Below are 17,960 nucleotides of genomic sequence, written 5' to 3' on the forward strand. Positions count from 1 at the left end.
TGGAAGGGCCATCGCTCAACGGATAAAAGGTACTCCGGGGATAACAGGCTGATACCGCCCAAGAGTTCATATCGACGGCGGTGTTTGGCACCTCGATGTCGGCTCATCACATCCTGGGGCTGAAGCCGGTCCCAAGGGTATGGCTGTTCGCCATTTAAAGTGGTACGCGAGCTGGGTTTAGAACGTCGTGAGACAGTTCGGTCCCTATCTGCCGTGGACGTTTGAGATTTGAGAGGGGCTGCTCCTAGTACGAGAGGACCGGAGTGGACGAACCTCTGGTGTTCCGGTTGTCACGCCAGTGGCATTGCCGGGTAGCTATGTTCGGAAGAGATAACCGCTGAAAGCATCTAAGCGGGAAACTTGCCTCAAGATGAGATCTCACTGGGATCTTGAATCCCCTAAAGGGCCGTCGAAGACTACGACGTTGATAGGTTGGGTGTGTAAGCGCTGTGAGGCGTTGAGCTAACCAATACTAATTGCCCGTGAGGCTTGACCATATAACACCCAAGCAATTTGCTGACGCAGATTGCGGTGGTGAAGACGAAAGACCCGAAAATTCGTAAGACCACAAATATCGCATATCCGGATTCGCTGGGCTGTCCATCTGGACATTCTGGCAACAGAATTTCTTGACGACCATAGAGCATTGGAACCACCTGATCCCATCCCGAACTCAGTAGTGAAACGATGCATCGCCGATGGTAGTGTGGGGTTTCCCCATGTGAGAGTAGGTCATCGTCAAGATTCATTTCGCAAAACCCCTATCTGCGCATGCAGGTAGGGGTTTTGTCTTTTTGGGCAAAAAAGCCTGGCCTGCCACTGCTTCTCTCTGTGATTGCGATACAAGGCCTCTCCTGCAGGCCCTTTTCCTATGCAAGCCAACAGCCCATGGCTATCATGCCTCCCTTATTCCAAGTCGAGACTGGCATGCTGAAGTTGTTGAATCTCCTCAAGGACGGTCGGTTCCATTCCGGAGAAGCTCTGGGGGCAGCCCTAGGGGTGAGTCGCAGCGCAGTTTGGAAGCAGCTGCAGCATCTGGAAAGTGAGCTGAACCTCACCATTCACAAGGTTCGTGGGCGCGGTTACCAGTTGGCCGCGCCACTGGCTTTGCTTGAGGCCCAGGCAATCGCCGAGTTCGCCGTGGGCGAACAGTGGCCGGTATTCATCCACGAAACCATCGATTCGACCAATGCCGAAGGCTTGCGCCTTGCCAGTGAAGGGCAGGCGGCTCCATTCCTGGTTCTGGCTGAGCGCCAGAGCGCCGGACGCGGTCGGCGCGGCCGGCAGTGGGTCAGTCCATTTGCTGAAAATCTCTATTACAGCCTGGTGCTGCGCGTCGATGGAGGCATGCGTCAGCTCGAGGGGTTGAGCTTGGTAGTGGGGTTGGCGGTAATGCGCACCTTGCAGGCGTTCGGTGTAAAGGATGTCGGGCTCAAATGGCCTAACGATGTGCTGGTGCGTGGGCAGAAGATCACCGGGATTCTCCTGGAGTTGGTGGGCGATCCTGCAGATGTCTGTCATGTAGTGCTAGGCATTGGTGTCAATGTAAACATGCAGGTAAACGAACAGGTCGATCAGCAGTGGACCTCTATGCGGCGTGAGGTTGGAGCAGCCATAGATCGCAATCACTTGGTAGCGCTGCTCAGTCAGCAGCTACAGCACGAATTGGCGCGCCATCGCCGCTACGGCTTTGCTGCATTCCAGGAGGAGTGGGAGCAGGCACACTTGTGGCAGGGGCGCAATGTATCGCTTGTTGCTGGTAGTACACGTATTGATGGCGTGGTTCTTGGCGTCGACGGGCAGGGTGGTTTGCGCCTTGAGGTGGACGGGATGGAAAAGAGCTTCAGTGGTGGTGAGCTCAGTTTGAGGTTGCGTGATGATTCTTGAGCTCGATTGCGGTAACAGCTTCATCAAGTGGCGGGTGATCCATGTCGCCGATGCTGTGATTGAAGGTGGCGGGATCGTCGATTCCGACCAGGCGCTGGTGGCCGAAGTGGCTGCGCTCGCTTCAGTACGCCTCACGGGATGCCGTATTGTCAGTGTGCGCAGCGAAGAAGAAACCGATGCGCTTTGCGCGTTGATTGCTCAGGCATTTGCCGTGCAGGCAAGAGTTGCCCACCCTGTCCGTGAAATGGCAGGTGTGCGCAATGGCTATGACGACTATCAGCGTCTGGGTATGGATCGTTGGCTGGCGGCGCTGGGGGCATTTCACCTGGCCAAGGGCGCGTGCCTGGTGATTGACCTGGGTACCGCGGCCAAAGCGGACTTCGTGTCTGCAGATGGCGAGCATCTGGGGGGCTACATCTGCCCGGGTATGCCATTGATGCGTAGCCAGTTGCGCACTCACACCCGTCGTATCCGCTATGACGATGCCTCTGCGGAGCGCGCATTGAACAGCTTGTCACCAGGTCGCTCGACTGTCGAAGCGGTGGAGCGCGGTTGCGTATTGATGCTCCAGGGCTTTGCCTACACCCAGCTTGAGCAGGCTCGTGTGCTATGGGGTGAGGAGTTCACCGTGTTCCTCACTGGCGGTGATGCGCCGCTGGTGAGGGCGGCCCTGCCACAGGCGCGGGTCGTGCCTGACCTGGTTTTCGTTGGCCTGGCAATGGCCTGCCCATTGGATTGAGGTGCCTATGCGCTGGTTGTTTCTGCTGTTACTGGTGCTCAACGTCTTTTACTACGTATGGCATCAGCAGGAAGCCCCGCTGAAGGTCAAGGAAGTCGCCCCATTGTCGCTGTACAAGGGGAATCAGCAAGAAATCCGTCTGTTGCGTGAGACAGGTGTGTCGGCACCGCCCAAGCGTCGTGATGAATGCCTGGTAGTCGGAGGCGTGAAGGGGCAGGAGCAGTTGGATGCGCTGCGTCAACGCCTGCTGAGTCTGGATATTGCCACCTCGCCGGTTGCAGGACAGCTGCCTGGGGCGGATGGTCGCTGGCTCAAGGTTGCTCCAGAAAGCGAGCGTTTGTTGGACCAAACGGTGCTCTTGGCTCTTTCCAATGATTTCAAAGACTTAAAACATAAAATTATTTTCTGCCAGGGTATTGCAACTGGCGAATAGCTTGATAGAATGGCGCCCGCTTCACAGGGAACACCACTCAGGTGGTAGAGCTGGAAGCGGTGTCAAAGCAGCTAAGTTTCAGATTTGATTGAAAAAATTTGAAAAAACGCTTGACACTAGGGCGGCAGACAAATAGAATGCCGGCCACATCTGGAGGGATTCCCGAGCGGTCAAAGGGGACGGACTGTAAATCCGTTGCGAGAGCTTCGAAGGTTCGAATCCTTCTCCCTCCACCAGTTTTAGCGAGAGCCGCAAGCTCCGCGGGTATAGTTTAGTGGTAGAACCTCAGCCTTCCAAGCTGATGATGCGGGTTCGATTCCCGCTACCCGCTCCAAGTTTGCTGGATTTTGCACAAAGTGTTTCGCTCTTGTAGCTCAGTTGGTAGAGCACACCCTTGGTAAGGGTGAGGTCAGCGGTTCAAGTCCGCTCAAGAGCTCCATATAAACAAGGCAGATATGAAAATATCTGCCTTTGTTTTATCAGCGCAAGACTATTTCTTCTGCGGAGGATTGTATCGATGGCTAAGGAAAAGTTTGATCGTTCCCTTCCCCACGTTAACGTCGGCACTATCGGCCACGTTGACCACGGTAAGACCACTCTGACCGCAGCTCTGACTCGCGTTTGCTCCGAAGTTTTCGGTTCGGCAATCGTTGAGTTCGACAAGATCGACTCGGCTCCGGAAGAAAAAGCGCGCGGTATCACCATCAACACCGCTCACGTTGAGTACAACTCGACCATTCGTCACTACGCTCACGTTGACTGCCCAGGTCACGCTGACTACGTGAAGAACATGATCACCGGTGCTGCCCAGATGGACGGCGCGATCCTGGTTTGCTCGGCCGCCGATGGTCCGATGCCACAAACCCGTGAGCACATCCTGCTGTCCCGTCAGGTAGGCGTTCCGTACATCGTGGTCTTCCTGAACAAGGCTGACCTGGTAGACGACGCTGAACTGCTGGAACTGGTCGAGATGGAAGTTCGCGACCTGCTGTCCACCTATGACTTCCCAGGCGACGACACCCCGATCATCATCGGTTCGGCTCGTATGGCGCTGGAAGGCAAAGACGACAACGAAATGGGCACTACCGCTGTTAAGAAGCTGGTAGAAACTCTGGACAGCTACATTCCTGAGCCAGTTCGTGCCATCGACCAGCCGTTCCTGATGCCGATCGAAGACGTATTCTCGATCTCGGGTCGTGGTACCGTTGTTACCGGTCGTATCGAGCGTGGTATCGTCCGCGTTCAGGATCCGCTGGAAATCGTTGGTCTGCGTGACACCACCACCACCACCTGCACCGGTGTTGAGATGTTCCGCAAGCTGCTGGACGAAGGTCGTGCTGGCGAGAACTGCGGCGTTCTGCTGCGTGGCACCAAGCGTGACGACGTTGAGCGTGGTCAGGTTCTGGTCAAGCCAGGTTCGGTCAAGCCGCACACCAAGTTCACCGCAGAAGTCTACGTCCTGTCGAAGGAAGAAGGCGGCCGTCACACTCCGTTCTTCAAAGGCTACCGTCCACAGTTCTACTTCCGTACCACTGACGTGACCGGTAACTGCGAGCTGCCGGAAGGCGTTGAAATGGTAATGCCAGGTGACAACATTCAGATGACTGTTACCCTGATCAAGACCATCGCAATGGAAGACGGTCTGCGCTTCGCTATCCGTGAAGGCGGTCGTACCGTCGGCGCCGGTGTCGTAGCAAAAATTATTGAATAAGTAGTTGATTTACTTGATCAGGCCGGTATAATGGCCGGCCTGATACAGCGTTACAGGTCAGTAGCTCAATTGGCAGAGCGACGGTCTCCAAAACCGTAGGTTGGGGGTTCGATTCCCTCCTGACCTGCCATTTCACCTCGGTGTGATGGCTTTCTTCTTACAGGATCCTCCTCGATGACCCCCAAAACTGAAGCCCAAGAATCGCGTTTTGATCTGTTCAAGTGGCTGGCTGTAGTGGCTTTGGTGGTTGTTGGTGTCGTGGGTAATCAATATTACTCCGCCTCTCCAATCCTGTATCGCGTTCTTGTGCTTCTCGTCCTTGCTGCTGTCGCGGGCTTTGTGGCTCTGCAGACTGCGAAGGGCAAGTCGTTCTTTGCGTTGGCGAAGGAAGCTCGTACCGAGATTCGTAAAGTCGTGTGGCCGACCCGCCAGGAAACCACCCAGACCACGCTGATTGTCGTGGCTGTCGTGCTGGTTATGGCACTGCTGCTGTGGGGGCTCGACTCCCTGCTCGGCTGGGCGGTCTCCTTGATCGTTGGCTAAAGGTGTCCCGTGGCTAAGCGTTGGTATGTTGTGCATGCTTACTCGGGTTACGAGAAGCATGTAATGCGCTCCCTCATCGAGCGCGTCAAGCTGGCTGGCATGGAAGACGGTTTCGGCGAGATCTTGGTCCCGACCGAAGAAGTCGTCGAAATGCGCAATGGCCAGAAGCGCAAGAGTGAGCGTAAATTCTTCCCTGGCTATGTACTGGTCCAGATGGAGATGAATGAAGGGACTTGGCACTTGGTCAAGGACACCCCTCGCGTGATGGGCTTTATCGGCGGTACTGCTGACAAGCCTGCGCCGATTACCGATAAAGAAGCTGAGGCCATCCTGCGTCGCGTTGCCGACGGTAGCGATAAGCCGAAGCCCAAGACGCTGTTCGAGCCAGGTGAAGTGGTTCGAGTCATTGATGGTCCGTTCGCTGACTTCAATGGTAGTGTCGAAGAAGTTAACTACGAAAAGAGTCGCCTGCAGGTTGCGGTGCTCATTTTCGGTCGCTCTACTCCGGTGGAGCTCGAGTTCAGCCAGGTCGAAAAGGTCTAGGCGGACGAAGCATCCCATACCCCGCAGCCCTGTGTGCTGCGGGGTTTTGTCGTCACTGGGATAAAACGCAAGTCATCCGGGGAGCCATCAGGCGTTCGTACCCGATTTTGGAGTAGCTCATGGCTAAGAAGATTCAGGCTTACATCAAGCTGCAAGTTAAGGCCGGCCAGGCCAACCCAAGCCCACCCGTTGGTCCAGCTCTGGGTCAACATGGTGTGAACATCATGGAATTCTGCAAGGCCTTCAACGCCCGTACCCAGGGTCAAGAAGCCGGCCTGCCGACTCCAGTGATCATCACTGTCTACAGCGACCGTAGCTTCACCTTCGAGACCAAGAGCACCCCTGCCTCGGTTCTGCTGAAGAAAGCTGCTGGCCTGACCAGTGGTTCGGCTCGCCCGAACACCGTTAAAGTCGGTACCGTTACCCGTGCTCAGCTGGAAGACATCGCGAAAGCCAAACAGGCTGACCTGACTGCCGCTGACCTGGACGCTGCTGTACGCACCATCGCTGGCTCTGCCCGCAGCATGGGCCTGAACGTGGAGGGTGTGTAATGGCTAAGCTGACCAAACGCCAAAAGGCAATCGCCGAGAAAATCGAAGCAGGCAAGGCCTACAACTTCGAAGAAGCGGCAACTCTGCTGGCCTCGCTGCCTGCTGCCAAGTTCGTCGAGTCCTACGACATCGCTGTTAACCTCGGTGTTGACCCGCGTAAATCCGACCAGGTCGTACGTAGCGCTACCGTGCTGCCACACGGCACTGGCAAGACCGTTCGCGTTGCTGTCTTCACCCAGGGTCCAGCTGCTGAAGCTGCTCTGGCTGCCGGCGCTGATCGCGTAGGTATGGACGATCTGGCTGCCGAAATGAAAGGCGGCGACCTGAACTATGACGTCGTTATCGCATCGCCTGATGCCATGCGCGTTGTAGGTCAGCTGGGTCAGGTTCTGGGTCCTCGCGGCCTGATGCCTAACCCGAAAGTTGGTACCGTGACCCCAGACGTAGCCACCGCCGTGAAAAACGCCAAGGCTGGTCAGGTTCGCTACCGTACCGACAAAAACGGTATCATCCACACCTCCGTTGGCAAGATCGGCTTTGAAGCTGACAAGCTGAAGGAAAACGTTGAAGCCCTGATCGCTGACCTGAAGCGTATCAAGCCAGCTTCCTCGAAAGGTATCTACGTTAAGCGCGTTACCCTGAGCACCACCATGGGCCCAGGTCTGGTCATCGATCAGAGCTCGCTGAACGTGTAAGAACATGGCGGCGCGACCAGTCGCGCCGCCAGCAAAAATTGGGGTCCCTGCCTGGCGGGGGCTATCCAAGACCGTAGGCGGCGCAAGCCTTAAAATATCAGCCCACGCAGATGGTGCTCCCGATTCGTTACCGAATCAGACACCAAAACGACATCCGGCCTCGGCCAGATGAAACGGTAAAAACCAGGAGTAAACCCGTGGCAATTAAACTCGAAGACAAGAAGGCCATCGTCGCTGAAGTCAACGAGGCTGCCAAAGTCGCTCTGTCCGCTGTCGTGGCTGATGCCCGTGGTGTGACTGTAAGCGCAATGACCGGACTCCGTAAAGAGGCCCGCGAAGCTGGCGTATACGTACGTGTAGTGCGTAATACCCTGCTCAAGCGCGCTGTTGAAGGCACCGAATTCTCGATCCTCAACGACGCGTTCAAAGGCCCGACCCTGATTGCTTTCTCCAACGAACACCCGGGCGCTGCTGCTCGTCTGTTCAAAGAGTTCGCCAAGGGTCAGGACAAGTTCGAGATCAAGGCAGCTGCGTTTGACGGCAATTTCATTGCAGCGAACCAGATCGACGTGTTGGCTACCCTGCCGACCCGCGACGAAGCTATTGCACGACTGATGAGCGTTATTCAAGGCGCCACCAGCAAGCTGGCTCGTACTCTGGCAGCCATTCGCGACCAGAAAGAAGCTACCGCCGCCTAAGGCGTGCGAACTCTTTCAAAATCATACGTTTAATTTGATGGCTGCGTAGGCTGTCACCCCAATACAGGATTGAGTCATGTCTCTGACTAACGAACAAATCATCGAAGCAATCGGCCAGAAAACCGTTCTGGAAGTTGTTGAGCTGATCAAAGCAATGGAAGAAACCTTCGGCGTTACCGCTGCTGTTGCCGCTGCTGGCCCAGCTGCTGCTGCTGCCGTTGTTGAAGAGCAGACCGAGTTCAACGTTGTTCTGGTTGAAGCCGGCGACAAGAAAGTGAACGTGATCAAAGCCGTTCGCGAACTGACCGGTCTGGGCCTGAAAGAAGCCAAAGAGAAAGTCGATGGCGCTCCTCAGGTTGTAGCTGAAGGCGTTTCGAAAGAAGCCGCTGAAGACGCTAAGAAGAAGCTGGAAGAAGCAGGCGCTAAAGTCGAGCTGAAGTAATCTCGACCTTGCGATGCCAGCCTGAGCGTTGAGCGAAAGGCTGATGGCTGGTGGCTTATGCCACCGGCCTTTTTCCGTTATTGGTGGCCGGTCAGGCCGGTCCCGATAACGAGCTGCAAGACACCCATGTGGGTGGCGCAAACCAAGGGGTTTGCACGATTTTCTGGCTGCTCCCGCCGGGAGAAGCCAAACAAGCAGGTGACCAAGCTGGGGAACGCTGATGGCTTACTCATACACTGAGAAAAAACGTATCCGCAAGGACTTTAGCAAGTTGCCGGACGTCATGGATGTGCCTTACCTCCTGGCCATCCAGCTGGATTCGTATCGCGAATTCCTGCAAGCGGGAGCATCCAAGGATCACTTCCGCGACGTCGGCCTGCACGCGGCCTTCAAATCGGTATTCCCGATCATCAGCTACTCCGGCAATGCTGCCCTGGAGTACGTAGGCTATCGCCTGGGCGAACCCGCCTTCGATGTGAAGGAATGTGTCCTGCGTGGCGTGACCTTCGCGGTCCCACTGCGGGTCAAGGTGCGCCTGATCATCTTCGACAAGGAATCGTCGAACAAAGCGATCAAGGACATCAAAGAGCAAGAAGTCTACATGGGTGAAATCCCCCTGATGACTGAGAACGGTACCTTCGTTATCAACGGTACCGAGCGTGTGATCGTTTCCCAGCTGCACCGTTCGCCTGGTGTGTTCTTCGACCACGACCGTGGCAAGACCCACAGCTCGGGCAAGCTGCTGTACTCCGCTCGCATCATCCCTTACCGCGGTTCCTGGCTGGACTTCGAGTTCGACCCGAAGGACTGCGTGTTCGTGCGTATCGACCGTCGCCGCAAACTGCCGGCCTCGGTGCTGCTGCGCGCCCTGGGTTACAGCACTGAAGAAGTGCTGAATACCTTCTACACCACCAACGTGTTCCACATTTCCGGCGAAAAACTCAGCCTGGAACTGGTGCCACAGCGTCTGCGTGGTGAAGTTGCGGTCATGGACATCCATGACGAAACCGGCAAAGTCATCGTCGAGCAAGGCCGCCGTATTACCGCGCGCCACATCAACCAGCTCGAGAAGGCCGGCGTCAAGCAACTGGACGTTCCAATGGAATACGTCCTGGGTCGCACTACCGCCAAGGCTATCGTGCATCCGGCTACCGGCGAAATCCTCGCCGAATGCAACACCGAGATGACCACCGAGCTGCTGATCAAGGTCGCCAAGGCGCAGGTTGTCCGTATCGAGACCCTGTACACCAACGACATCGATTGCGGTCCGTTCATCTCTGACACTCTGAAGATCGATACCACCAGCAACCAGCTGGAAGCTCTGGTCGAGATCTACCGCATGATGCGTCCAGGCGAGCCGCCAACCAAGGATGCAGCCGAGACCCTGTTCAACAACCTGTTCTTCAGTGCCGAGCGTTACGATCTGTCCGCCGTAGGCCGCATGAAGTTCAACCGTCGTATCGGTCGTACCGAGATCGAGGGTTCGGGCGTGCTGAGCAAGGAAGACATCGTCGAGGTTCTGAAGACCTTGGTCGATATCCGTAACGGCAAAGGTATCGTCGACGACATCGACCACCTGGGTAACCGCCGCGTACGTTGCGTCGGCGAGATGGCCGAGAACCAGTTCCGTGTTGGCCTGGTGCGTGTCGAGCGCGCGGTCAAGGAACGCCTGTCGATGGCGGAAAGCGAAGGCCTGATGCCGCAAGACCTGATCAACGCCAAGCCGGTAGCGGCGGCGGTGAAAGAGTTCTTTGGCTCCAGCCAGCTGTCCCAGTTCATGGACCAGAACAACCCTCTCTCGGAGATTACCCACAAGCGCCGCGTCTCTGCACTCGGCCCTGGCGGTCTGACCCGTGAGCGTGCCGGCTTCGAAGTCCGTGACGTACACCCGACCCACTATGGCCGTGTGTGCCCGATCGAGACCCCTGAAGGTCCGAACATCGGTCTGATCAACTCCTTGGCGGCCTACGCCCGCACCAACCAGTACGGCTTCCTGGAAAGCCCGTACCGCGTGGTTAAGGAAGGCGTTGTCAGTGACGACATCGTGTTCCTGTCGGCAATCGAAGAGGCGGATCACGTCATCGCACAGGCTTCGGCCGCGATGAACGACAAGAAGCAACTGATCGATGAGCTGGTAGCAGTTCGTCACCTGAACGAATTCACCGTCAAGGCGCCGGAAGACGTCACCCTGATGGACGTTTCGCCGAAGCAGGTTGTTTCCGTTGCAGCGTCGCTGATTCCGTTCCTCGAGCACGACGACGCCAACCGTGCGTTGATGGGTTCGAACATGCAGCGTCAGGCTGTACCAACCCTGCGTGCCGACAAGCCGCTGGTAGGTACCGGCATGGAGCGCAACGTTGCCCGTGACTCCGGTGTCTGTGTGGTTGCTCGCCGCGGTGGTGTGATCGACTCGGTCGACGCTAGCCGTATCGTTGTTCGCGTTGCCGACGACGAAGTGGAAACCGGCGAAGCAGGTGTGGATATCTACAACCTGACCAAGTACACCCGTTCGAACCAGAACACCTGCATCAACCAGCGTCCGCTGGTGAGCAAAGGTGACAAGGTTCAGCGTGGTGACATCATGGCCGACGGCCCGTCCACCGACATGGGTGAGCTGGCTCTGGGTCAGAACATGCGCATCGCGTTCATGGCGTGGAACGGCTTCAACTTCGAAGACTCCATCTGCCTGTCCGAGCGTGTGGTTCAGGAAGATCGCTTCACCACCATCCACATTCAGGAACTGACCTGTGTGGCGCGTGACACCAAGCTCGGCCCAGAGGAAATCACTGCGGACATCCCGAACGTGGGTGAAGCCGCACTGAACAAGCTGGACGAAGCCGGTATCGTTTACGTAGGTGCTGAAGTTGGCGCTGGCGACATCCTGGTTGGCAAGGTCACGCCAAAAGGCGAAACCCAGCTGACTCCGGAAGAAAAACTGCTGCGCGCAATCTTCGGTGAGAAGGCCAGCGACGTTAAGGACACCTCCCTGCGTGTGCCAACCGGCACCAAGGGTACTGTCATCGATGTACAGGTCTTCACCCGTGATGGCGTGGAGCGCGATAGCCGCGCGCTGGCCATCGAGAAGATGCAGCTCGACGAGATCCGCAAGGACCTCAACGAAGAGTTCCGCATTGTTGAAGGTGCAACCTTCGAGCGTCTGCGTTCTGCCCTGAACGGCCAGGTGGTTGATGGTGGTGCGGGCCTGAAGAAAGGCACCGTGATCACTGACGAGGTGCTGGACGGTCTGGAGCACGGCCAGTGGTTCAAACTGCGCATGGCTGAAGATGCACTGAACGAGCAGCTGGAAAAGGCTCAGCAGTACATCGTCGACCGTCGCCGTCTGCTGGACGACAAGTTCGAAGACAAGAAGCGCAAGCTGCAGCAGGGCGATGACCTGGCACCGGGCGTACTGAAGATCGTCAAGGTTTACCTGGCAATCCGCCGTCGCATCCAGCCGGGTGACAAGATGGCCGGTCGTCACGGTAACAAGGGTGTTGTCTCGGTCATCATGCCGGTTGAAGACATGCCGCACGATGCCAACGGTACTCCGGTTGACGTCGTACTGAACCCGCTGGGTGTACCTTCGCGTATGAACGTTGGTCAGATCCTTGAAACCCACCTGGGCCTCGCGGCCAAGGGTCTGGGCGAGAAGATCGACCGCATGCTCGAAGAGCAGCGTAAAGCTGCTGAGCTGCGCGTGTTCCTGACCGAGGTCTACAACGAGATCGGCGGTCGTCAGGAAAACCTCGACGAGTTCACCGACGAAGAGATCCTGGCCCTGGCTAACAACCTGAAGAAAGGCGTGCCGATGGCTACCCCGGTCTTCGATGGTGCCAAGGAGCGCGAGATCAAGGCCATGCTGAAGCTGGCCGACCTGCCAGAGAGCGGCCAGATGGTGCTGTTCGACGGCCGTACCGGCAACAAGTTCGAGCGTCCTGTGACCGTTGGTTACATGTACATGCTCAAGCTGAACCACTTGGTGGACGACAAGATGCACGCGCGTTCCACTGGTTCCTACAGCCTGGTTACCCAGCAGCCGCTGGGTGGTAAGGCGCAGTTCGGTGGTCAGCGTTTCGGGGAGATGGAAGTGTGGGCGCTGGAAGCATACGGCGCGGCATACACCCTGCAAGAAATGCTCACAGTGAAGTCGGACGACGTGAACGGCCGTACCAAGATGTACAAGAACATCGTGGATGGCGATCACCGTATGGAGCCGGGCATGCCCGAGTCCTTCAACGTGTTGATCAAAGAGATCCGTTCGCTCGGTATCGATATCGATCTGGAAACCGAATAACACGTGACGCGAAGGGGAGTGGGGCAGGTAATGCCCGCTCCCTGCTCCGCCAGGAGGAAAGGCCTTGAAAGACCTACTGAATTTGCTGAAAAACCAGGGTCAAGTCGAAGAGTTCGACGCCATCCGCATCGGTCTGGCGTCGCCTGAAATGATCCGTTCGTGGTCGTTCGGTGAAGTTAAGAAGCCGGAAACCATCAACTACCGTACGTTCAAGCCTGAGCGTGACGGCCTGTTCTGCGCCAAGATCTTTGGCCCAGTCAAGGACTACGAGTGCCTGTGCGGCAAGTACAAGCGCCTCAAGCACCGCGGCGTAATCTGCGAGAAGTGCGGCGTTGAAGTTGCCCTGGCGAAGGTTCGTCGTGAGCGCATGGCGCACATCGAGCTGGCCTCGCCGGTTGCCCACATCTGGTTCCTGAAGTCGCTGCCGTCCCGTATCGGCCTGCTGATGGACATGACCCTGCGTGATATCGAGCGCGTGCTCTACTTCGAGAGCTATGTCGTTATCGACCCGGGCATGACTACCCTGGAAAAGGGCCAGCTGCTGAACGACGAGCAGTACTTCGAAGCGCTGGAAGAGTTCGGTGACGACTTTGACGCCCGCATGGGTGCCGAGGCTGTCCGCGAGCTGCTGCACGCTATCGACCTGGAGCACGAGATCGGCCGCCTGCGCGAAGAAATTCCGCAGACCAACTCGGAAACCAAGATCAAGAAGCTTTCCAAGCGTCTGAAGCTGATGGAAGCTTTCCAGGGCTCGGGCAACCTGCCTGAGTGGATGGTCCTGACCGTCCTGCCAGTGCTGCCGCCGGACCTGCGTCCGCTGGTTCCGCTGGATGGTGGCCGTTTTGCGACCTCCGACCTGAACGACCTGTATCGTCGGGTGATCAACCGTAACAACCGTCTGAAGCGCCTGCTGGATCTGTCGGCGCCGGACATCATCGTGCGCAACGAAAAGCGCATGCTGCAGGAAGCGGTCGACGCCCTGCTGGACAACGGCCGTCGTGGTCGCGCCATCACTGGCTCGAACAAGCGTCCGCTGAAGTCCCTGGCCGACATGATCAAAGGTAAGCAAGGTCGCTTCCGTCAGAACTTGCTCGGTAAGCGTGTTGACTACTCGGGCCGTTCGGTAATTACCGTAGGTCCGACCCTGCGTCTGCACCAGTGCGGTCTGCCGAAGAAGATGGCCCTCGAGCTGTTCAAGCCGTTCATTTTCGGCAAGCTGGAAATGCGTGGTCTGGCGACCACCATCAAGGCTGCCAAGAAGATGGTCGAGCGCGAGCTGCCAGAGGTGTGGGACGTTCTCGCCGAAGTGATTCGCGAACACCCCGTACTGCTCAACCGTGCACCGACTCTTCACCGTCTGGGTATCCAGGCGTTTGAACCCGTACTGATCGAAGGTAAGGCTATCCAGCTGCACCCGCTGGTCTGTGCTGCGTACAACGCCGACTTCGACGGCGACCAGATGGCCGTTCACGTGCCGCTGACCCTGGAAGCCCAGCTCGAAGCGCGTGCGCTGATGATGTCGACCAACAACATCCTGTCGCCAGCCAACGGTGAGCCAATCATCGTTCCGTCGCAGGACGTTGTACTGGGTCTGTATTACATGACCCGTGAAGCGATCAATGCCAAGGGCGAGGGTCGCGTGTTCGCCGACCTGCAGGAAGTCGACCGCGTATTCCGCGCCGGCGAAGCCGCCCTGCACGCGAAAATCAAGGTTCGTATCAACGAAACCGTGAAAGAGCGTGATGGCTCGGTGGTCAAGAACACCCGCATCGTCGACACCACCGTCGGCCGTGCGCTGCTGTTCCAGGTTGTGCCAGCAGGTCTGCCGTACGACGTGGTCAACCAGCCGATGAAGAAAAAGGCGATCTCCAAGCTGATCAACCAGTGCTATCGCGTGGTTGGTCTGAAAGAGACCGTTATCTTCGCCGACCAGCTGATGTATACCGGTTTCGCTTACTCGACCATTTCTGGCGTTTCCATCGGTGTTAACGACTTCGTTATCCCAGACGAGAAAGCCCGCATCATCGGTAACGCTACCGACGAAGTGAAGGAAATCGAGAGCCAGTACGCCTCCGGTCTGGTAACCCAGGGCGAGAAGTACAACAAGGTCATCGACTTGTGGTCGAAGGCGAACGACGAAGTGTCCAAGGCGATGATGGCCAACCTCTCGAAAGAGAAGGTCATCGACCGCGAAGGCAAGGAAGTCGAGCAAGAGTCCTTCAACTCGATGTACATGATGGCTGACTCGGGTGCGCGGGGTTCCGCAGCCCAGATCCGTCAGCTGGCCGGTATGCGTGGTCTGATGGCCAAGCCGGACGGCTCCATCATCGAGACGCCGATCACTGCGAACTTCCGTGAAGGTCTGAGCGTACTTCAGTACTTCATCTCGACTCACGGTGCTCGTAAGGGTCTGGCGGATACCGCACTGAAAACCGCTAACTCCGGTTACCTGACTCGTCGTCTGGTGGACGTTGCCCAGGATCTGGTTGTGACCGAGATCGACTGCGGCACCGATCAGGGCCTGGTGATGACGCCACACATCGAAGGCGGCGACGTTGTAGAGCCGCTGGGTGAGCGTGTATTGGGTCGTGTCATCGCCCGTGACGTGTTCAAGCCAGGCACCGAGGACGTTATCGTTCCGGCCGGTACCTTGGTCGACGAGCAGTGGGTTGAGTTCATCGAGCTGAACAGCATCGACGAAGTGATCGTGCGTTCGCCGATCAACTGCGAAACCCGCTACGGCATCTGCGCCAAGTGCTACGGTCGTGACCTGGCTCGCGGTCATCAGGTGAACATCGGTGAAGCTGTCGGCGTTATCGCTGCCCAGTCGATCGGTGAGCCGGGTACCCAGCTGACCATGCGTACGTTCCACATCGGTGGTGCCGCAAGCCGTACTTCGGCTGCCGACAGCGTCCAGGTGAAGAATGGCGGTATGGTGCGTCTGCACAACCTGAAGCAGGTTGAGCGTGCCGACGGTAACCTGGTTGCCGTATCGCGTTCGGGTGAGTTGGCGATTGCCGACGAGTTCGGTCGTGAGCGTGAGCGCTACAAGCTGCCTTACGGTGCGGTGATTTCGGTCAAGGAAGGTGAAAAGGTCGAAGCTGGCGCCATCGTTGCCAAGTGGGACCCGCACACTCACCCGATCGTTACCGAGCTGAAAGGTACCGTGACCTTCGTGGGCATGGAAGAAAACATCACCATCAAGCGTCAGACCGATGAACTGACTGGCTTGACCAACATTGAAGTACTGGACGTCAAGGATCGCCCTGCCGCAGGCAAGGAAATCCGTCCAGCAATCAAGATGGTCGATGCCTCAGGCAAGGACCTGTACCTGCCAGGTACCGACGTACCTGCCCAGTACTTCCTGCCAGCCAACGCCCTTGTCGGTGTGGCTGACGGTGCGCAGATCGGTGTTGGTGACGTTATCGCGCGTATCCCGCAAGAAACGTCGAAGACCCGTGACATTACCGGTGGTCTGCCGCGTGTTGCCGACCTGTTCGAAGCGCGTCGTCCGAAAGAAGCCTCGATTCTGGCTGAAGTCAGCGGCACCATCGCATTCGGTAAAGAGACCAAGGGCAAGCGTCGCCTGGTAATCACTCCGACCGACGGTAGCGATCCGTACGAAGAGCTGATTCCGAAGTGGCGCCACCTGAACGTCTTCGAAGGTGAACAGGTAAACCGCGGCGAAGTTATCTCCGACGGCCCGAGCGATCCGCATGACATCCTGCGTCTGCTGGGTGTGAGCGCGCTGGCGAAGTACATCGTCAACGAGATCCAGGATGTTTACCGTCTGCAAGGCGTGAAGATCAACGACAAGCACATCGAGACCATCCTGCGTCAGATGCTGCGCAAGGTCGAGATCTCCGAGTCGGGCGATTCCAGCTTCATCAAGGGCGACCAGATGGAACTGACTCAGGTGCTGGTAGAGAACGAGCGTCTCGCTGGCGAGGACAAGTTCATCTCCAAGTTCACCCGTGTGCTGCTGGGTATCACCAAGGCCTCGCTGTCCACCGAGTCGTTCATCTCCGCGGCTTCCTTCCAGGAAACCACCCGCGTACTGACCGAAGCGGCTGTAACCGGCAAGCGCGACTACCTGCGCGGCCTGAAAGAGAACGTGGTCGTGGGTCGTCTGATCCCGGCTGGTACTGGTCTGGCCTACCACAGCGAGCGTAAGCGTCGCCGTGATGCCGACAAACCGCTGCGTGTAAGCGCCAGTGAAGTGGAAGCTGCACTGACCGAAGCGCTGAATTCCAGCGGTAACTAAGTACAGGGCAAGGCCCCGGCAAGCCTCGGGCGAGCATCGGCGACATGAAATGTTGCCGATGATCGGGCGGGGAGGGCCGGGGCCTCGTCTTGACTGGGTGCAAGATCCTCTTTAGACTTTTGTACCCTTAAATTTGGTGAGGCTCCGTCTCGCCAATTTTTGGCTTTCTTGCAAGACAATAGAGTCGCAAGACAATCAGTGGAGCTAGTAGATGGCAACTATCAACCAGCTGGTACGTCAGCCGCGTAAGCGTTCGGTCGAGAAGTCCGACGTTCCTGCGCTGCAGAACTGCCCGCAGCGTCGTGGCGTGTGCACCCGTGTGTACACCACCACGCCGAAAAAACCTAACTCGGCACTGCGTAAAGTATGCCGTGTGCGTCTGACCAACGGTTTCGAGGTTTCCTCGTACATCGGTGGTGAAGGCCACAACCTGCAAGAGCACAGCGTCGTCCTGATTCGTGGCGGCCGTGTAAAAGACTTGCCAGGTGTTCGTTACCACACCGTTCGCGGCTCTCTGGATACTTCGGGCGTTAAAGGCCGTAACCAGGGTCGTTCGAAGTACGGTACCAAGCGTCCGAAGTAATCGGTCGTTTGCAGACATCCATTTTTTTGAGTCGATAAGAGTAAGGTCGGGCGTGGGTCGAATGACCTGGTCCCGGGCTAACCTGAAGACCGTTTGAGGGCTTATCATGCCAAGACGTCGTGTAGCAGCAAAACGTGAGATCCTTGACGATCCGAAGTACGGATCCCAGATCCTCGCGAAGTTCATGAACCACGTGATGGAAAGCGGCAAGAAGGCCGTAGCCGAGCGCATCGTTTACGGTGCCCTGGATACCGTCAAAGCACGCAAGAACAGCGACCCCCTGGAAATCTTCGAGAAAGCTCTCGACGCCATCGCTCCGCTGGTCGAAGTAAAGTCCCGTCGTGTCGGCGGTGCCACTTACCAGGTTCCGGTTGAAGTTCGTCCATCCCGTCGTAACGCTCTGGCAATGCGCTGGCTCGTAGACTACGCCCGCAAGCGCGGCGAGAAGTCGATGGCTCTGCGTCTGGCCGGCGAGCTGCTGGATGCTGCCGAAGGCAAGGGTGCTGCAGTCAAGAAGCGTGAAGACGTTCACCGTATGGCTGAAGCCAACAAAGCGTTCTCGCACTACCGCTTCTAA

At 57.2% G+C, this 17,960-nt stretch carries 14 protein-coding genes, 4 tRNA genes and 2 rRNA genes (1 of these 20 only partly in view); all 20 read left to right on the forward strand.

All coding sequences use genetic code 11. The annotated features are described in order from the left end of the window. Nucleotides 1–497: ribosomal RNA gene (locus ACZ889_RS06175) — 23S ribosomal RNA — on the forward strand (it extends 2,396 nt beyond the left edge of the window). A gap of 131 nt (nucleotides 498–628) precedes the next feature. Then, a 5S ribosomal RNA gene (gene rrf / locus ACZ889_RS06180) occupies nucleotides 629–744 on the forward strand. Nucleotides 745–927: 183 nt separating this feature from the next. Next, a complete protein-coding gene (gene birA, locus ACZ889_RS06185) occupies nucleotides 928–1,887 on the forward strand; it encodes a bifunctional biotin--[acetyl-CoA-carboxylase] ligase/biotin operon repressor BirA (protein WP_003255506.1) in 960 nt (319 codons plus the stop codon). Next, nucleotides 1,877–2,626, forward strand: coding sequence for a pantothenate kinase (locus tag ACZ889_RS06190; RefSeq protein WP_004575793.1), 750 nt, complete (start codon nucleotides 1,877–1,879; stop codon nucleotides 2,624–2,626). Before birA ends, ACZ889_RS06190 begins: the two co-directional genes overlap by 11 nt. A 7-nt stretch (nucleotides 2,627–2,633) precedes the next feature. Further along, nucleotides 2,634–3,059 carry a hypothetical protein gene (locus ACZ889_RS06195; protein WP_003255504.1) on the forward strand — a complete coding sequence of 142 codons (426 nt, stop codon included), beginning with the start codon at nucleotides 2,634–2,636 and terminating at the stop codon, nucleotides 3,057–3,059. 152 nt (nucleotides 3,060–3,211) lie between these two features. Then, nucleotides 3,212–3,295, forward strand: a tRNA-Tyr gene (locus tag ACZ889_RS06200). A 24-nt stretch (nucleotides 3,296–3,319) separates the two neighbouring features. Next, nucleotides 3,320–3,393: transfer RNA gene (locus ACZ889_RS06205), tRNA-Gly, on the forward strand. Between the two features lie 29 nt (nucleotides 3,394–3,422). Beyond that, nucleotides 3,423–3,498, forward strand: a tRNA-Thr gene (locus ACZ889_RS06210). Nucleotides 3,499–3,576: 78 nt separating this feature from the next. Next, complete coding sequence (tuf, locus tag ACZ889_RS06215) at nucleotides 3,577–4,770, forward strand: elongation factor Tu (protein WP_003255489.1); 1,194 nt, start codon at nucleotides 3,577–3,579, stop codon at nucleotides 4,768–4,770. Nucleotides 4,771–4,824: 54 nt separating this feature from the next. Further along, nucleotides 4,825–4,900, forward strand: a tRNA-Trp gene (locus ACZ889_RS06220). A 44-nt stretch (nucleotides 4,901–4,944) separates the two neighbouring features. Then, nucleotides 4,945–5,313 carry a preprotein translocase subunit SecE gene (gene secE / locus ACZ889_RS06225; RefSeq protein WP_003255502.1) on the forward strand — a complete coding sequence of 123 codons (369 nt, stop codon included), beginning with the start codon at nucleotides 4,945–4,947 and terminating at the stop codon, nucleotides 5,311–5,313. A 9-nt stretch (nucleotides 5,314–5,322) separates the two neighbouring features. Continuing rightward, nucleotides 5,323–5,856 (forward strand): transcription termination/antitermination protein NusG, encoded by a 534-nt coding sequence (gene nusG / locus ACZ889_RS06230; protein ID WP_003255501.1) that lies wholly within the window; start codon nucleotides 5,323–5,325, stop codon nucleotides 5,854–5,856. 119 nt (nucleotides 5,857–5,975) lie between these two features. Then, a complete protein-coding gene (rplK, locus tag ACZ889_RS06235; protein WP_003255500.1) occupies nucleotides 5,976–6,407 on the forward strand; it encodes a 50S ribosomal protein L11 in 432 nt (143 codons plus the stop codon). Continuing rightward, nucleotides 6,407–7,102, forward strand: coding sequence for a 50S ribosomal protein L1 (gene rplA, locus ACZ889_RS06240; RefSeq protein ID WP_003255499.1), 696 nt, complete (start codon nucleotides 6,407–6,409; stop codon nucleotides 7,100–7,102). The genes rplK and rplA overlap by 1 nt, the downstream gene beginning before the upstream one ends. Nucleotides 7,103–7,299: 197 nt before the next feature. Next, the gene (rplJ, locus tag ACZ889_RS06245) at nucleotides 7,300–7,800 is read left to right on the forward strand and encodes a 50S ribosomal protein L10 (protein WP_003255497.1); all 501 of its coding nucleotides are present in this window, start codon (nucleotides 7,300–7,302) and stop codon (nucleotides 7,798–7,800) included. A gap of 76 nt (nucleotides 7,801–7,876) precedes the next feature. Then, on the forward strand, nucleotides 7,877–8,242 hold the full coding sequence (rplL, locus tag ACZ889_RS06250; RefSeq protein WP_003255496.1) for a 50S ribosomal protein L7/L12: 366 nt from the start codon (nucleotides 7,877–7,879) through the stop codon (nucleotides 8,240–8,242). A 220-nt stretch (nucleotides 8,243–8,462) separates the two neighbouring features. Continuing rightward, nucleotides 8,463–12,536, forward strand: coding sequence for a DNA-directed RNA polymerase subunit beta (gene rpoB / locus ACZ889_RS06255; protein ID WP_003255495.1), 4,074 nt, complete (start codon nucleotides 8,463–8,465; stop codon nucleotides 12,534–12,536). Nucleotides 12,537–12,600: 64 nt separating this feature from the next. Then, nucleotides 12,601–16,800: a DNA-directed RNA polymerase subunit beta' gene (gene rpoC, locus ACZ889_RS06260; RefSeq protein WP_003255493.1), complete on the forward strand. Its 4,200-nt coding sequence runs from the start codon at nucleotides 12,601–12,603 to the stop codon at nucleotides 16,798–16,800. 211 nt (nucleotides 16,801–17,011) lie between these two features. After that, nucleotides 17,012–17,383, forward strand: a complete 372-nt coding sequence (gene rpsL, locus ACZ889_RS06265) for a 30S ribosomal protein S12 (RefSeq protein WP_003255492.1) — start codon at nucleotides 17,012–17,014, stop codon at nucleotides 17,381–17,383. A gap of 106 nt (nucleotides 17,384–17,489) precedes the next feature. Further along, a complete protein-coding gene (rpsG, locus tag ACZ889_RS06270; RefSeq protein ID WP_003246741.1) occupies nucleotides 17,490–17,960 on the forward strand; it encodes a 30S ribosomal protein S7 in 471 nt (156 codons plus the stop codon).

The sequence above is a fragment of the Pseudomonas sp. TE3895 genome, assembly GCF_056278855.1.

What these genes read in the sequence shown, in the direction of transcription:
- ACZ889_RS06195 (WP_003255504.1), top strand. Translation starts at nt 2,634, where the DNA reads ATGCGCTGGTTGTTTCTGCTGTTACTGGTGCTCAACGTCTTTTACTAC.
- secE (WP_003255502.1), top strand. Translation starts at nt 4,945, where the DNA reads ATGACCCCCAAAACTGAAGCCCAAGAATCGCGTTTTGATCTGTTCAAG.
- rpsL (WP_003255492.1), top strand. Translation starts at nt 17,012, where the DNA reads ATGGCAACTATCAACCAGCTGGTACGTCAGCCGCGTAAGCGTTCGGTC.
- rpoB (WP_003255495.1), top strand. Translation starts at nt 8,463, where the DNA reads ATGGCTTACTCATACACTGAGAAAAAACGTATCCGCAAGGACTTTAGC.
- rplA (WP_003255499.1), top strand. Translation starts at nt 6,407, where the DNA reads ATGGCTAAGCTGACCAAACGCCAAAAGGCAATCGCCGAGAAAATCGAA.
- rplK (WP_003255500.1), top strand. Translation starts at nt 5,976, where the DNA reads ATGGCTAAGAAGATTCAGGCTTACATCAAGCTGCAAGTTAAGGCCGGC.
- ACZ889_RS06190 (WP_004575793.1), top strand. Translation starts at nt 1,877, where the DNA reads ATGATTCTTGAGCTCGATTGCGGTAACAGCTTCATCAAGTGGCGGGTG.
- rplL (WP_003255496.1), top strand. Translation starts at nt 7,877, where the DNA reads ATGTCTCTGACTAACGAACAAATCATCGAAGCAATCGGCCAGAAAACC.
- rpsG (WP_003246741.1), top strand. Translation starts at nt 17,490, where the DNA reads ATGCCAAGACGTCGTGTAGCAGCAAAACGTGAGATCCTTGACGATCCG.
- birA (WP_003255506.1), top strand. Translation starts at nt 928, where the DNA reads ATGCTGAAGTTGTTGAATCTCCTCAAGGACGGTCGGTTCCATTCCGGA.
- tuf (WP_003255489.1), top strand. Translation starts at nt 3,577, where the DNA reads ATGGCTAAGGAAAAGTTTGATCGTTCCCTTCCCCACGTTAACGTCGGC.